This is a genomic window from Gordonia lacunae, from assembly GCF_002149015.1.
Classification (GTDB): Bacteria; Actinomycetota; Actinomycetes; order Mycobacteriales; family Mycobacteriaceae; genus Gordonia; species Gordonia lacunae.
On the sequence record NZ_NGFO01000001.1, the window covers coordinates 158,983 to 173,570 of the forward strand.

Sequence of the window (14,588 nt, forward strand, 5' to 3'; positions counted from 1 at the left end):
AACGTTCTCCTCAGGGGGGGCGGGCCTCCTCAGGGACGCGTGAACCGCTCCCGGCGACCGAGGCCGCGGAGGCGTACCCACTCGGCGAAGCCCTTCGGATCACGTTGCTGTACAAGGAAGAACCAGCCGAACCGGGCGTACTCCTGGGGCAGCAGCTTCCGGAGTCCGGGCTGGCTCATCAGGTAGCCGCGGTTGCGGTAGGTGAAGAAGCGTTTGGTCTCGTTGTCGGGGTACTGGGTGTGCATGCGACCACCCAGGATCGGCCGGAATTCCGCCGAGCCGTCCGGGTGGAGGTAACCGGCGCGCAGACACGTACCGAACTTGACCCCCGAGCGGACAAGGCGGCGGTGTACCTCGACCTCGTCGCCGCGGAAGAACAGGCGTAGGTCCGGAACCCCTACCTGCTCGAGGCAGTACGCGGAGAACAGCGCGCCGTTGAACAGTGACGCGATGCCGGGCAGCAAGTCATCCGACTGGGCGTCACCGTCGGTGACATTCGACCCGCTCGCTTCGCTCCCGGCGTCGGCGAAGAGCTCCGATCGCTTACGGCGCCAGACGAGGCCACGTCGCAGCGGGAAGGCGAGCGTGTCCGGGTCGTCGAGGTTGGCGACCACCGGCGACACCTCGTCGAGATCGTGGCGTGCGGCGCAGTCGAGCAGCGTCGAGAGCACCGTCGGGCCGTCCGGGCGTCCGTCGTCGTCGGCGCACCAGACCCAGTCGGCGCCGAGGGCGAGCGCGTGCAGCATGCCCAACGCAAAGCCGCCCGCCCCGCCGAGGTTCCGTTCCGACCCGAGGTAGGTCGTCGGAACAGGTTGTGCGGCAACGAGTTCGGCGACCTCGGGTTCGTTCGCATTGTCGACGACGATCAGGTGATCGACGGGCCGGTCCTGACCGGCGACGACGGCCAGCGACTCGGCGAGCAACTCCACGCGACGGTGCGTGACCACGACCGCGATGACCTTCGGAGCGACGGCGCCCTGGGTCACTCCGGGGTCCCCTTCTTGTCCGCCTTCTCCAGGTCGGCGATCACCTTGCGGACATGAGCCGCGGCGTCGGGACCCTCGTACGCGCCGACGACCTCCTCGATGCCGCCCTCCATCCGGATCTGGCCGTGGTCGATCCACAGGGCGCGGTCGCAGAGTTGGGCCAGGAACTCGTTGGAATGGCTGGCGAACACCAGGATTCCCGACCGTTCCACGAGCGCCTGGAGCCGGCCCCGCGCCTTGCGCATGAAGTCGGCGTCGACGGCACCGATGCCCTCGTCGAGGATTAGGATCTCGGGATCGATGGAGGTCACCACGCCGAGCGCGATCCGCACGCGCATACCGGTGGAGTAGGTGCGCAACGGCATCTGCAGGTAGTCACCGAGTTCGGTGAACTCCGCGATGTCATCGATCTTCTTGAGCATCTCCTTGCGGGTCATGCCCAGGAACATGCCGCGGATGATGATGTTCTCGTAGCCGGAGATCTCCGGGTCCATACCGACGCCCAGGTCGAAGACGGGTGCGACGCGGCCGTGCACACGACAGGCGCCGCGAGTTGGCTCGTAGATGCCCGAGAGCAGACGCAGCAGCGTCGACTTGCCCGCGCCGTTGTGGCCGACCAGTCCCACGCGGTCGCCGTGCTTGAGGTGCAGGTTGATGTCCTTGAGCGCCTCGACGACCACGACGTTCGACTCGGTGGAGCCGATCACACCGCCCGCAGCCCCGATCACCGACTTCTTGAGCGAGCGCGTCTTGGCGTCGAAGATCGGGAAGTCCACGCACGCGTCCCACGTGTCCACGCGGACTCGGTTGTCGCCGAGATCGTTGTTTCTGGCCATCGATTCCGTCCCTACACCCAGTACGCCACGCGGGCCCGGTAGTTGCGCATCACCAGCATCGCCAGCACCCAGCCCACGGCGGTGCACCCCAGGACGACGGCCCAGTGGTAGAACTCCACCGGCTCGCCCAGCAGCGGCCCACGCGCGATCTCCAGGTAGTGGAACATCGGGTTCAGCTCGACGAGCTTCAGCCTCGACGACGTCTCGCCCGTCGAATTGCCCAGGCTCTGGGTGGTCCAGATGATCGGTGTCATGAAGAACACCAGCTGCACCACCGTGGTCAGCAGCTGACCGATGTCGCGGAACCGCGTCGACAGGATGCCGAAGACGATGGTGACCCAGATCGAGTTCAGCACGTAGAGCACGAGCGCCGGGACGATCAGCGTCACTGTCCAGTTGAGTGGCGGTGGGAAGATCAGGAACAGGATGACGATGATCACGACGTTGTGCGCGAAGATGATCAGCGCTCGCCACACCACTCGGTAGACGTGCACGCTCACCGGTGCGGGGAGCTGCTTGATCAGGCCCTCGTTCTTCGAGAAGACCTCTGAGCCCTCGAGGATCGAACTCGAGATGAAGTTCCAGAAGATGAAACCGAGTGCGACGTAGGGCAGGAACACCTTGATGTCCATGCCGAAGAGTTCGCCGTAGAGCAGGCCCATCGCGATGGCGGTCACACCGGTCGCGATGACGATCCACAGCGGTCCCAGGACCGAGCGCCGGTAGCGCTGTTTGATGTCCTGCCAGCCCAGATGGAACCACAGCTCACGGCTTGCGAAACCGTCGCCGAGGTCCTTGACCGCGCGCGCGAAGCTGCGCGAATCGGAGCCCTCTGGACGCGCGGGGATCGCGTCGTCGTCTACTACCGCTGACACGAGGAGTCAGCGTACCCGCCGCGGTTTCTGTTGCTCCCCGCTGGTTGAGCTGGTGACGAGCGAAGCCGCCGGGCCGAGCGAGCGACGACGGAGCGCGTCGAGGTCGGGGAGCCATGTCGAAGCCACAGCCGCCCCCACCCGCCGGGATCAGAGATATTGCCCCGTGCTGTGACCGGGCCCGCCGGGGGCGGGCATCCCGGGCGGGAGGGCGCCCTGACGCATCTGCTCGAGCTGGGCGCGGGCGGCCATCTGCTGGGCGAACAGTGCGGTCTGGATGCCGTGGAACAGGCCCTCGAGCCAACCGACGAGCTGGGCCTGTGCGATGCGGAGTTCGGCGTCCGACGGGGTGCCCTCGTCGGAGAACGGCAGGGCGAGCCGTTCGAGTTCTTCCCGCAGCTCCGGCGCGAGACCCTCTTCGAGTTCTCGGACCGACGACTGGTGGATCTCGCGCAGGCGGTTTCGCGACGCGTCGTCGAGCGGGGCCGCGCGCACTTCCTCGAGCAGCTGCTTGATCATCGTGCCGATCCGCATGACCTTGGCGGGCTGCTCGACCATGTCGGCGACGCTGGTCGATTCCGATGACTCGTCGCCCGTCTGCGCGTCCGTCCCCGCGCCGACGACGATGACGTTGTCGGAGTCGCCGGCCGAGCCGAACGGTCCTGGGGTCGGGCCGGGTCCTGGAGTGCCTTCGTTAGCCATGGGCTCCATTGTGCCCGGACACCGCGAATCGGCAGATCGCCGACGTCTATCCTCGTGCCCATGGCTTTCGACGTCGCCTATGTGCGTGGATTGATTCCATCGCTCGGCGACGGCTGGATCCACCTCGACCCGCAGGCCGGGATGCAGATCCCGGACTCGGTCGCGACCGCGGTGACCACCAGTTTCCGTTCGCTCTCGGCCGCCCCGGGCGGGGTGTACCCGTCGGCTCGGGCGAGCGCCGAGGTGGTCGACGGCGCACGCCGTGCGATCGCCGACCTCGTCGGCGGCGATGCCGCGGGTGTGGTCCTCGGACCGTCGCGGTACGCGCTGTTGTCCGGTCTCGCCGAAGCGCTGGCGCCGCACGCGTGGCTGCGCGGCGATGTCGTCGTCACGCGCCAGGACGACGAACCGAACATCGTGCCGTGGCTCCGCGCCGCCGATCGGTACGGCGGCCGAGTTCGCTGGGCCGAGGTCGATGTCGAGACCGGCGGGCTCCCGGCATGGCAGTTCGGCGATCTGGTCACTCCGGAGACGGAGGTCGTCGCGGTGACCCTCGCGTCGTCGACGACGGGGGCGATCACCGACATCAGTGAGATCGCGCCCCTGGTCCGCGAAGCAGGAGCGCTGCTGGTCGTCGACGCCACGAACGCTGCGCCGTACCTCAGTCTGGACATCCACGATCTGGGTGCCGATGTGCTCGTCGTCTCGGCCGAGCGTTGGGGTGGTCCGCGGATGGCGGCCATGGCATTTCGTGAACCCCACCTGATCGAACGGTTGCGGCTGATGGCGATGGACCCGGCCGCGCGCGGGCCCGCCCGGCTCGAACCCGAACCGCACCAGGGCGCGATGCTCGCGGGGCTCGTCGCATCGGTGGAACATCTCGCCGGGCTCGACGAGTCCGGGATCGGCAAGCGCCGACGCCGCCTCGTCACCTCGATGGACGGTGTCTACGAATATCTCCAGCGCCTCACTTACTACCTGGTGACGACGCTCTCCCAGCTCAACCATGTGAACCTCGTGGGCACCGAGGACAATCGGATACCGCTGGCGAGTTTCACCGTCGAGTCCGTCGGTGCGGACAAGGTGGTCCGACGCCTGGCCGACAACGGAGTCTGCGCACTCGCCGACCTTCCCAATCGCGCGCTCGCGCGCATGGGCGCACCCGACTTCGGCGGTGCCGTGACGGTTGGGCTGGCCCCGTACTCGACGCCGTACGAGGTCGACCACCTGGTGCGCACGTTGGGATCGCTCGCGTGAGAGTTCACCGTAACGGTGGCGATATTCACTATGGTGTTGTTTGAGTTAACGAGAATGTATGTTGTCATGCTGTGTCGGCAAAAACGATTGATGGTCCAGAGAAGGGCCCGCCCCGGTCGCTCACCGCTGCGGAGGCCGAGAGCTGGATGAACCTCGTCGACGGCGGTTGGGCACTCTTCGCCCGCGTCAACGACGAGTTCGCGAAACGGGGACTCTCGGTATCGGACCTGCGCATCCTCGAAGCGGTCTCGACCAGTCGGCAGTTGGGTGTCAGCGAAGTCGCCGACGCGGTGCACATGCGCGTGAGCACCGTGTCCCGGATGATCGCGCGACTGAGCGATGACGGCAACATCCACCGTTTCGAGTCGAAGGCCGACGGCCGGCACCGACTCGTTCGTCTGACCGATCAGGGCCGGCGCACGCTCGCCGACCACGTGAGCGTTCGGGACCAGGTGATCCGGCGGTTCGTCGTCGACGCGCTGACGCCGGAGGAGTTCACCGCTCTCGGCGTCGCGTTCCGCAAGATCGGCGAGGCCGTCGACGCCGCGGAACCGGCAGCATCCGACTGAGCCGTCCTGCCGCTGTTGCGCAGGTGACGAGCGAAGCGGGGCCGTCCTTCTGCTGGTTGCGCAGGTGACGAGCGAAGCGAGGAGCCGTGTCGAAGCCACCCGCCCGCACCTCGATCAGTCCCCGACGCTCAGCAGCACCTTCCCGATCACGTCACCACTGTTCAGGTGATCGTGCGCGGCACCGGCGTCGGCGAGAGGGAACACGCGGTCGACGACGGGTACGACCGTCCCGGCCTCGATGAGCGGCCAGGTTCGGGTCAGCGTCGACGCCACGACCTCGGCTTTGCCGCCGGGGCCGTGCACGGGCCGGGCGCGCAGCGTCGTGCCCATCACCGACAGTCGCTTGGCCAGCAGATGTCCGAGATTGATCTCGGTGGTGGTGCCGCCCTGCATGCCGATGATGACCAGGCGCCCGTCGGTACGGAGCGCCTTCAGATTGGACGCCAGATACTTCGCGCCGATGATGTCGAGGATGACGTCGGCGCCGCCGGCGTCCTTGAGGACCTCGGCGAAGTCCTGGCTCGAGTAGTCGATGAGGATGTCGGCGCCGAACTCGCGGCATCGGTCGAGTTTGTCCTGGGTGCGGGCGGTCACCGCGACCCGCGCGCCCATCGCATGGGCGATCTGGGTGGCGTGGGTGCCGATGCCGCTGGAACCACCGTGGATCAGCAGGAGTTCGCCGGTGGTGAGGTGCGCGGTGTCGAAGATGTTCGACGACACGGTGCATGCGACCTCGGGCAGCGCCGCCGCGGACACCAGGTCGACGCCCGCGGGAACCGCGAGGACCTGCTCGACCGGAACCGCCACCTTCTCGGCGTACCCGCCGCCGGCGAGCAGCGCGCACACCTCGTCGCCCTCCGACCAGCCGCTGACCCCGTCGCCGAGAGCCGAGATCCGGCCGGAGACCTCCAGGCCGAGGGTGTCCGACGCCCCGGGCGGCGGGGGATAGTTGCCTGCACGCTGCAGGATGTCCGCGCGATTCACCCCGGCCGCGACCACGTCGATCACGACCTCGCCGGAAGCGGGAGTCGGGTCGGGCACGTCGGAGAGGGACAGGTTCTCGGATTCGACGACGATGGCTTTCACCTCTTCGATGGTGTCACAGCGCGCCGGAGTGCCAGCCGAGGTCCGCTCCGGCGTCGCTGTGTAACCTTGCTCGTCAGGGAAGCGTGGCAGAGCGGCCGAATGCACTCGCCTTGAAAGCGAGCGTGGGTAAAACCACCGGGGGTTCAAATCCCTCCGCTTCCGCATCGGCTCCTCGCCTGTTTGCGCAGGTGGGGAGCTTTTTGTTGCCCGGTGGGGCCAAGTCCATACTCGCTGCACACGATGTGCACATCACCCGCCGCAAGCGCCGCGTGATGTGCTGCGGCCCGACGGTGTCGAGATCGTTGTTGAACAGGTCGCTGTAGGCGTCGAGAGTCAAGGCCGCGTAGGCGTGTTCGAGCATCCGCCGCAGGGGCTTCATGTTCACGCCTGGCGGACGTGGCGAGGCTCGTTGCGGTGTGGGTCGTGGATCGCCACCCGGAAGGGGCCGACCGTTCGACAGCGCGAACCGACAAAGTCCTCGTCGGGTGGAGGCTGCTGTGACCTCGCGCATAACGCACAGTTTCGTGAGTGCGAGAGGTACGAAGGCGGGTACTTCGTCAACCGCCGAATCTGCGGACAAGTTGGTGGAGAGGGTCTTTACGTCGACAGAATCATCATCTCGGGAGAAGGAACCAGCGGTGGTAGCGCACACATTCGCCATCACATCCAAGCCCCCGATGGCAGCAACAGCACCGACTTTGAACAGGATGTGCGTGCGGGATCATTCGAACACGAAATTCCCATCAACATTTACATGGAGCCCGGGAACTACAAACTGTGGTATCAGACGCTCGATGTAAACGGAGATTGGTCCGGGTGGGACTCGGTGGACTGGGAAGTGAAGAGGGCGTGACTGGAAAAATGAGCGTCAAGTCTGTCTTCGTCCGGTGGGCGTGTGTGGGCCTGGTTCTTGGTCTTGTCACGATCGGGATTGGGTATACGACGCGTTCCCCTAATGCTGTGCTCGTCGCGTGGCGAATCTGGGAGTTCGCTCGGCGTGAACCTCGTCACCGAACCCGTGCTGCTGGCGATCCCCGTCCTGTTCGCTCTCGGTTACGGTCTGACGGCAGCTCTTCTGGCGGTCCGCAAACCTGGCGTTGGGAGGTTGATCCGTTGGGTCTCACCGATTGTGCTGGTCATTCCGGTCGTGGTTTGTCTGCTGGCTCTACCGCGACACTACGAACTCGTTGCTTCAGGTGAGCCGGGGCACTATCCGCAGACCCCTGCGGCGGTGGTTGCGATAGCGATCGTCATTGTCGCGCCTGCGGTATCGGTGGTCCGCGGGTTGCGTGACAGAGACAAGAATTTGACGCCCGCGCAGAACGACTGAGAGGTCAGGGATGACAGCGATTGGTTGAGATGCCCGGGTGTACGGATGTCTGCGGGCGTCTCATGATCGGAACAGCGGACGTCAATCGGAACGCGAAAGACGGCAGCCAGGTGAGTAAGAGGAAGACTCTCGACTCACGTCGCCTATGGGCGATCGTCCAGATTGCGGCTGGACCCTTCATTGCAAGTCAGCCTTACCACGGGTGGATCGCCTGGTGGCGCGGCGAGATCGACCCGAGCGGCGGCAAGATTGTGTAGTTGTCAGCGTCATCGACGATATTGACGGCGAAGAGCTGCAGGAAGCGGTAACGGTCATATTCGGCTTGGACGGTAAGCAGTACGAGTTCGACACGTCGCCTTCCAACTCCGATAAGTTCCGTGCCAGTCTGGCAAGTACATCGAAGCGTCACCATGCGCGGGAATCGCTCGCGGTTCGAAGGATCGATCTCGGAGCCGACGCCCGGCTGAGCAGAACCAGGCGATTCCTCACTGGGCGAAGGCGAATGGCTATGAGATCGGTGACCGGGGGCGTATCCCCGTGGAGATCGTTGCGGCCTTCGAAGCCGCACACTGAGCCGGCCAGTCCAGTCGGTGCGCCGCACGTCCACATTCCGTCACAGGCAGCCTGCACAGCGCGGTATTACACTCCTCGCGAGACGACAACTCTGTCGCCAGATGGTCGGTCACGGGCGGGGTCGAGGCCGTGGAAGGAGCGCGGCCGATGCATGGTGGCGCGTGGCGGTTGGAAGTCGATGTGGAACTCGGCCACCGGATTACGAATGTCGGGGATGACGCACATGATGTGGCGATCCGGACACGTGGCCTGATCCTCGACGGGCACGAACCCGGTGTCCGTCGGCACATTGCGTTTGTTGCGCGTGGAGAGTCGGTCCCCGTCGTTTTGCGGGCCGTTGAGAGTGCGCGTACGGGGCATCTGTTGATTACGTGGCGGCAGAACGGCGATGAACTCGCTGATGTCATTGCCGTTGAACTGGAGCTCTGAGTAATCGGTCCTGCCGAGGGCGTGACCGGGAGGCTGATGCTGATGGCGGATATCGATGTGAGCGCTTCGGCGGCAGTGGTGCTCTGGTGGATACCAGTAGGCGCTGGCGGGCGGGTTGTGCGCCACACGAGTCGGTGGTGGGAGCTGATCCAGGCACGGTTGGCTCGGCGTGATCCCCGTCCACTTTTTCACGCCGCGATGGAGGCGACTGTCGGCGACGGCACGCGATACGTGATCGAGATGGCGCCGGCGTGGAGTGCACCCCTGGGACTGGACCGCGGTGTGGCGGTCAGCGGACCCGTGGGACTACGGGCTTTGGGACGCTGGCGACTGTTTCGCTACGAGGTTCGGTGCTGGGCCGACGGGACGATCCCCGACCGGTCCTACGCGGTGGGCGGGCCGGTAGTGCTCACGACTGACCGCATGAAGTCGCAGGCCCTCGTCAGCAGCGTTCGGGACGTGCCTTCGCTGACCTGGGGACGAAATGTCGGAGCCGTCAGCGATATGTGGAATTCGAACTCTGTGGTGTCCTGGCTCCTGGTCATGGCTGACATGACGGTTGACGGCGTGGTTCCGCCGCAGGGCGGTTGGGCGCCGGGGTGGCGAGCCGGGATTGCGCTTGCGACCTCACGGCGGCACGACTCGAACTGACGGAGCCGGCGGGGAGCGCTATCCAGGCGGCGCCGCCCGGCAAGACGTGATCTGCTATTTCACAACTTCCGTCATGATTCGGGTGCACGTAGCCCTATCCGAGCAGTCGGCCGGAGACCCGACTGCTCTCCTGGCAAATGACGACATGTCGTGCGTGGTCGCTGGTCCATTTCGAGGACAACGGTTCGACGCCCAGCGGCAGGGCAATACGTTGATATCAACTGTCAAAGGAGAGATTGTCAATCCTGTGCTACGGTCCGTCACAGTGCGAACTTGGGGAGAGTTCGCGCATGAGCGTTCAGAGGGGGACGTATGGCGCGGCAGACAGTCGTGAAGTTCGTCGACGATGTCGACGGAAAAGAGCTGGACGAAGCAGTGACTCTGACATTCGGTGTCGACGGAAAAGAATACGAGTTCGACACCTCGCCGGCCCACGCCGAGCAGTTTCGGGCGAGCCTGGCCAAGTACCTGGAAGCGTCACGACGCGCCGGCATCGCTCGCGGTTCGAAAAGCCCCGCGGAGAGCCGGCGTCCGGCCGCGCAGAGCCGGGCGATCCGTCACTGGGCACAGGCGAATGGCTATGAGATCGGTGATCGCGGGCGTATCCCCGTAGAGATAGTCGAAGCCTTCGAAGCTGCCCACTGAGCCGGCATCAGGTCGACGAGACACCGAGCGCCCATCCATCGCACTGGGCGCCGGGATTGAGAAGCACCTGATTTAGTCTTGCCACTGAGGTGTGCGCGCCGGGTTGCGTCGGCGCCGACGGGCTTGTGTGGGCCCGAAGACCGCGGAAGGCAGGAAACATGGGCACCGGTGGATTCACCGTTGCATCGTTCAACGTCAACGGGATCCGGGCCGCGCGTCGTCGTGGCTTCGACGCCTGGCTCGCCGGGCGGCAGCCCGATGTGGTCGGACTGCAGGAGTTGCGGTGTGGCATCGACGACGTCGGCGACTTCGACGGCTATCACGCCTCGATCGATGTCGGCTCCATCGCGGGACGGAACGGCGTCGCGGTGCTCACCCGAAGCGAACCGGCCGCGGTGCGCACGTGGGCAGCCCACCCGCCCAAGGCCCGCGGACTGCCCGCCTTCGCTCACGAGGGCCGCTACATCGAGGTCGACCTTGCCGATCACCCGTTGACCGTCGCCACTCTCTATCTGCCCAAAGGTGGGCTACCGGCCGAGTTGCAGCGCGCCGGATCGTTGCGCGAACAGCCTGACGGCGGCGCCAAATACGCGCGCAAGCAACGCTTCCTGGCCGGGTTCACCCGCGAGCTGGAACGCAACCGGCTCGCCGCGCGCCGCGCGGGCCGGGAGTTCCTCCTCCTCGGTGACCTCAACGTGGCGCACCTCGAACACGACGTCACCAACTGGCGTGCGGCCCGCAAGATGGAGGGCTTCTTGCCCGAGGAACGCGCCTGGTTCGGCGAGATCACCGGTCCGCGCCGGTTGGTGGACGTCGTCCGCGCGCTGCACGGTGACCGCCCCGGACCATTGACCTGGTGGAGTTGGGCGGGGGAGTCCTTCATCAAGGACGTCGGGTGGCGGATCGATCACCAGCTCGCCTCGCCCGCGCTTGCCCGGCGGGCGCGCTCGGTGGCCGTCGACAAGGAGGCATCGCCGGACGCTCGGCTGTCCGATCACGCCCCGCTGGTTGTCGAGTACGCCGATCTGTGATCCGGTGCCGCGACTCCCGCGTCCCGTGACCGGTGGTTGTCGCCGAGTGGCTTCGACTCGGCGCCTCGCTGGCGCTCGGTGCCGGCTCAACCAGCGGGAACGGCGTGGCCCCCGCCTCACCCGACCGTCAGCACCGCGCGGAGGTACTCCCACTCCATCCGTCCGTCGGTGAGGTGACGGTCGGCGTGGGCGGCGATGGCGGCGTCGAGTTCGTCGACGCGCGCGGGGTCGTCGCCGACGTTGCGGTACGCCATGATGGTCGGTCCGTAGTGCGCCTTGAAGAAGTCGCGGAACGCCGCGCCGTCGTCGAACTCGCTGATCTCCACGGTCTCGGTGACGAATTCGTGATCGGTGACACCGGTACCGAACAGCGACCGCACGTGGTCGGCATCGCCCCAGAGCGGCCCCGGTTGTGCACCGGGCGGCGGTGGCGGGGCGTACGGCTTCATGACCGCGAACAGTTCGCCGATGAATCCCGTTGGCGTCCAATTGATCAGACCGATCCGCCCGCCGGGACGCACGACGCGCACGAGTTCGTCGGCACACCTCTGGTGATTCGGCGCGAACATGACGCCCACGCACGACGTCGCGACGTCGAAGTCGTCATCGTCGAACGGGAGATCTTCGGCATCGGCGGTGCGCCAGGTGATCGGCAGGTCGCGGTGCCGGGCTTCTCCCACGGACAGGAGTTCGGGCGTGAGGTCGCTGGCGACGACGTGTCCGCCGGCTTCGGCCGCGGGCACGGCAACGTTCCCCGCGCCGGCGGCGACGTCGAGGATCTTGTCCCCGGCGGTGATGTGCAGCGCGTCGACGAGGCGTCGGCCCAGCGGTGCGATGAGGTCGGCGACGGCGGGGTAGTCGCCGGACGCCCACAGCTTGCGGTGGCGAGCCTTGATCTCGGCGTCGAACGGGGTCGGGTGGGTCGTGGTCATGATGGAGGTCCCTCGGGTCGTCGGCTGGCTGTCGTCCGTGACCGGACACACCGAGCATCCGACGAAGCCCGGCCCGCCCTCCAGCCCAAGATCTGTACTGGCGGCAGTTCAGTTTCTGTACTGGTCATCAGCTGACCACGGGTGTGTACTGGGTCGAGGAGGTTTCGACACGGCGCCTCGTTTCGCTCGGGGCCGGCTCGACCAGCAGTGGGGAGGCTGCGATGACATCGTATGGACAGTTCTGTCCGGTTGCCAAGGCGATGGAGCTGCTCGACGAGCGGTGGACGATTCTCATCGTTCGCGAACTCCTCTTGGGCAGTCGGCATTTCAACGAATTGCGACGCGGGGTGCCGAAGATGTCGCCGGCTCTGCTCACCAAGCGCTTACGCAGTCTGGAACGTGCCGGGGTGATCAACCGCAGAGTTGTCGGCGGACGTTCGGTGTACACACTGACGACGATGGGCGCGGAGCTCACCACGGTCGTAGAGGCTTTGAGCGCGTGGGGCATCCGCTGGATCGGCGAGCTCGGCGACGCCGACCTGGACCCTCATCTGCTCATGTGGGACATGCACCGCACCATCCCGATCGACCGGTGGCCGCGTCGACGCACCATGGTGCAGTTCACTTTTCGTGATGTGATCGGCAAGGCGCGTACCTGGTGGCTGGTCGTCGCCGGGGGTGAGGCGCAGGTGTGCGACTTCGACCCCGGTTACGAACTCGACGCCTCGGTGATGACCGATCTGCGGACGCTCACCGAGATCTGGCGCGGCGACATCGACTGGCGTCTCGCGCTCGCCGCCGACCGGGTCGAGATCCTCGGCCCCGCCGAGGTGGCACGGGATGTGCCGTCGTGGATCGGTCAGAGCCTCTCGTCGGCGGTTCCGCGACCGGCGTGAGGGCGCCCGGCCTGGCTCAGGCGATGTCCCGACGGAACGTCGTGTAACGACCGATGATCGCGAACGCGGCGATGTAGGCGAGCATGACGAGCGCGCCTGCCCATTGCGGGAGCAAGTCGTTGCTGCCGCCGCCCATCGTTGCGAAGAAACTCGATCCGACGAGGGCGTCGGCGGCCGACCCGGGCAGGAACTTCGACACCGAGGACGTGACGTCGAAGGTCGCGAGTGCGATGCGTGCGATCGGTTCGACGAGCTGGGTGAACGCCAGCAGGATCACGATCGCGGCGACCTGGTTGGACACCACCGCGCCGAACGCCACGCCCATCGCGGTCCACAGCACCATCACCAGCATCGACAGGCCGATCACCTCGAGGGTCGAGCTGTCGCCGAGGAACGCGCCGTCCCCGACCGTGGCGAGGATCGGTGCCGCCGTCGCGACGACCGCCAGCGTGCCGAGGACGCCGTACAGCAGGCCCATCGGGATACCCGCGATCAGCTTGGCCACCAGGAGAATTCCGCGGCGAGGCTCGACGAGCAGACTCGCGGTGATGGTCTTGTGCCGGAACTCACCGGTCACCGCGAGGCTGCCGATCACCAGGGCGAACACGTAGCCGATCGGGCTGGTGAGTGCGTAGATCGAGCGGGCGAGGTCGGCGCCGACCAGAGTCGTCGGTTGTTGCATCGCGTTCTCGGTGGTCATCGAGAAGGCCAGCGCCGCACCGATGAAACCGAGGTAGACGACCATGGCGACGAGCAGTACCCACCACATCCTGGTGGAGGTGAACTTGCGGTACTCGGCGATCAGCGCGGCCCTCATCGGACGGCCTCCGGCGAAGTCGGGCCCGCGGCCGGAGGACCGGGTGGACCGCTCGGGAAATGGCTCGTCGGTGCGTCCGACGACTTCGTGAGATTCAGGAAGACCGCCTCGAGATCGGCGCCGACGTCGGCGAGCTGGTGGAGTTCGATGCCCGCGGTGAAGGCCGCCGTACCGACCGTGGCGGCGGTCACGCCGGGAATCCGGAAACCGTCGTGGGTGTCCTCGATTTGCCAGCCGCGCTCGCCCGCGAGCGCGACGAACGACGCCCGCGACGGGGTCCGCACCACGACGGCATGTTCGGCCAGTGCCTCGAAATCGGAGAGCGTCGACGCCCGGACCAGCTTGCCGTTGCCGATCACCACGACGTCGTCGACGGTGCTCCGCACCTCGGCGAGCACATGGCTGGAGACGAGGACCGTTCGTCCCTCGTGGGCCAGCGAGCGGAGCAGGCCGCGCAACCACACGATTCCCTGGGGGTCGAGTCCGTTGGCCGGCTCGTCGAGCAGGATGATCTGTGGGTTGCCGAGCAGCGCGGTGGCCAGGCCGAGGCGTTGCCGCATGCCCATCGAGTAACCGCCGACCCGGCGGTCCGCTGCCTGGGAGAGTCCGACGAAGTCGAGCACCTCCCGGCATCGTGACGTCGGGACGCCGACCTGCGGGGCGAGTGCCTTCAGGTGCCCGATCCCGGTGCGCCCGGGGTGGAAGCTGGACGCCTCCAGTGCTGCGCCGACGTGCTGCGCGGGGTGCGGGATCTGCCGGAACGGACGGTCGCCGATCAGCGCCCGGCCGGAGGTCGGTTCGACCAGGCCCAGGAGCATCCGCAGAGTCGTGGTCTTGCCGGAGCCGTTCGGTCCGAGGAACCCGGTGACGCGACCGGGGGCAACGGTGAACGAGAGGTCATCGACCGCGGTCAGGCTGCCGAACCGCTTGGTGAGACCGTCGATCGTGATCGCGGGTGACTCCATCGGTGCCTTCC

16 protein-coding genes, 1 tRNA gene and 1 pseudogene are annotated in these 14,588 nt (G+C 66.5%); 9 read left to right on the forward strand and 9 right to left on the reverse strand.

The annotated features are described in order from the left end of the window. Nucleotides 1-29: 29 nt before the first annotated feature. From glfT1 to CA982_RS00665, 4 genes are all read right to left on the reverse strand, one after another. Nucleotides 30-986: a galactofuranosyltransferase GlfT1 gene (gene glfT1 / locus CA982_RS00650; protein ID WP_086533420.1), complete on the reverse strand. Its 957-nt coding sequence runs from the start codon at nucleotides 984-986 to the stop codon at nucleotides 30-32. Continuing rightward, the gene (gene wzt / locus CA982_RS00655; protein WP_086533421.1) at nucleotides 983-1,822 is read right to left on the reverse strand and encodes a galactan export ABC transporter ATP-binding subunit Wzt/RfbE; all 840 of its coding nucleotides are present in this window, start codon (nucleotides 1,820-1,822) and stop codon (nucleotides 983-985) included. Before wzt ends, glfT1 begins: the two co-directional genes overlap by 4 nt. Before the next feature lie 11 nt (nucleotides 1,823-1,833). Then, nucleotides 1,834-2,697 carry a galactan export ABC transporter permease subunit Wzm/RfbD gene (gene wzm / locus CA982_RS00660; protein ID WP_086533422.1) on the reverse strand — a complete coding sequence of 288 codons (864 nt, stop codon included), beginning with the start codon at nucleotides 2,695-2,697 and terminating at the stop codon, nucleotides 1,834-1,836. 147 nt (nucleotides 2,698-2,844) lie between these two features. After that, on the reverse strand, nucleotides 2,845-3,396 hold the full coding sequence (locus CA982_RS00665) for a bacterial proteasome activator family protein (RefSeq protein ID WP_086533423.1): 552 nt from the start codon (nucleotides 3,394-3,396) through the stop codon (nucleotides 2,845-2,847). 60 nt (nucleotides 3,397-3,456) lie between these two features. On the opposite strand from CA982_RS00665, the gene CA982_RS00670 reads away from it, so the two are divergent. Both CA982_RS00670 and CA982_RS00675 read left to right on the forward strand, forming a co-directional pair. Continuing rightward, nucleotides 3,457-4,653 (forward strand): cysteine desulfurase-like protein, encoded by a 1,197-nt coding sequence (locus CA982_RS00670; protein ID WP_086533424.1) that lies wholly within the window; start codon nucleotides 3,457-3,459, stop codon nucleotides 4,651-4,653. Nucleotides 4,654-4,799: 146 nt separating this feature from the next. Then, entirely contained in the window at nucleotides 4,800-5,222 is a 423-nt protein-coding gene (locus CA982_RS00675) for a MarR family winged helix-turn-helix transcriptional regulator (protein ID WP_086533425.1), read from the forward strand. Between the two features lie 114 nt (nucleotides 5,223-5,336). Here the strand turns inward: CA982_RS00675 and CA982_RS00680 are convergent, their stop codons facing one another. Further along, nucleotides 5,337-6,308: an NAD(P)H-quinone oxidoreductase gene (locus CA982_RS00680; RefSeq protein WP_086533426.1), complete on the reverse strand. Its 972-nt coding sequence runs from the start codon at nucleotides 6,306-6,308 to the stop codon at nucleotides 5,337-5,339. A gap of 77 nt (nucleotides 6,309-6,385) precedes the next feature. Between CA982_RS00680 and CA982_RS00685 the strand changes: the two genes are divergently transcribed. The 4 genes and pseudogenes from CA982_RS00685 (at nucleotide 6,386) to CA982_RS27140 (ending at nucleotide 8,211) form a co-directional block, all read left to right on the forward strand. Continuing rightward, nucleotides 6,386-6,470: transfer RNA gene (locus tag CA982_RS00685), tRNA-Ser, on the forward strand. An 835-nt stretch (nucleotides 6,471-7,305) separates the two neighbouring features. Then, nucleotides 7,306-7,638, forward strand: a complete 333-nt coding sequence (locus CA982_RS00690; protein WP_086533427.1) for a hypothetical protein — start codon at nucleotides 7,306-7,308, stop codon at nucleotides 7,636-7,638. A 145-nt stretch (nucleotides 7,639-7,783) separates the two neighbouring features. Beyond that, nucleotides 7,784-7,969, forward strand: a pseudogene (locus tag CA982_RS27135) (hypothetical protein); the annotation flags it as partial. Between the two features lie 149 nt (nucleotides 7,970-8,118). Next, on the forward strand, nucleotides 8,119-8,211 hold the full coding sequence (locus CA982_RS27140) for an Lsr2 family DNA-binding protein (RefSeq protein WP_425269015.1): 93 nt from the start codon (nucleotides 8,119-8,121) through the stop codon (nucleotides 8,209-8,211). A 66-nt stretch (nucleotides 8,212-8,277) separates the two neighbouring features. Here the strand turns inward: CA982_RS27140 and CA982_RS26525 are convergent, their stop codons facing one another. Continuing rightward, nucleotides 8,278-8,766 carry a hypothetical protein gene (locus tag CA982_RS26525; RefSeq protein ID WP_158097784.1) on the reverse strand — a complete coding sequence of 163 codons (489 nt, stop codon included), beginning with the start codon at nucleotides 8,764-8,766 and terminating at the stop codon, nucleotides 8,278-8,280. Nucleotides 8,767-9,603: 837 nt separating this feature from the next. On the opposite strand from CA982_RS26525, the gene CA982_RS00710 reads away from it, so the two are divergent. Together CA982_RS00710 and CA982_RS00715 are read left to right on the forward strand one after the other, a co-directional pair. After that, complete coding sequence (locus CA982_RS00710) at nucleotides 9,604-9,936, forward strand: histone-like nucleoid-structuring protein Lsr2 (RefSeq protein ID WP_086533429.1); 333 nt, start codon at nucleotides 9,604-9,606, stop codon at nucleotides 9,934-9,936. 158 nt (nucleotides 9,937-10,094) lie between these two features. After that, on the forward strand, nucleotides 10,095-10,967 hold the full coding sequence (locus tag CA982_RS00715) for an exodeoxyribonuclease III (protein ID WP_086533430.1): 873 nt from the start codon (nucleotides 10,095-10,097) through the stop codon (nucleotides 10,965-10,967). A 116-nt stretch (nucleotides 10,968-11,083) separates the two neighbouring features. Here CA982_RS00715 and CA982_RS00720 read toward each other — a convergent pair whose 3' ends face one another. After that, nucleotides 11,084-11,899, reverse strand: coding sequence for a class I SAM-dependent methyltransferase (locus CA982_RS00720; protein WP_086533431.1), 816 nt, complete (start codon nucleotides 11,897-11,899; stop codon nucleotides 11,084-11,086). Between the two features lie 221 nt (nucleotides 11,900-12,120). On the opposite strand from CA982_RS00720, the gene CA982_RS00725 reads away from it, so the two are divergent. Further along, a complete protein-coding gene (locus CA982_RS00725) occupies nucleotides 12,121-12,795 on the forward strand; it encodes a winged helix-turn-helix transcriptional regulator (RefSeq protein ID WP_086533432.1) in 675 nt (224 codons plus the stop codon). Nucleotides 12,796-12,811: 16 nt separating this feature from the next. Here CA982_RS00725 and CA982_RS00730 read toward each other — a convergent pair whose 3' ends face one another. Both CA982_RS00730 and CA982_RS00735 read right to left on the reverse strand, forming a co-directional pair. Then, on the reverse strand, nucleotides 12,812-13,612 hold the full coding sequence (locus CA982_RS00730) for an ABC transporter permease subunit (RefSeq protein ID WP_086533433.1): 801 nt from the start codon (nucleotides 13,610-13,612) through the stop codon (nucleotides 12,812-12,814). After that, on the reverse strand, nucleotides 13,609-14,577 hold the full coding sequence (locus CA982_RS00735) for an ABC transporter ATP-binding protein (RefSeq protein ID WP_086533434.1): 969 nt from the start codon (nucleotides 14,575-14,577) through the stop codon (nucleotides 13,609-13,611). The genes CA982_RS00730 and CA982_RS00735 overlap by 4 nt, the downstream gene beginning before the upstream one ends. Nucleotides 14,578-14,588: the final 11 nt, after the last annotated feature.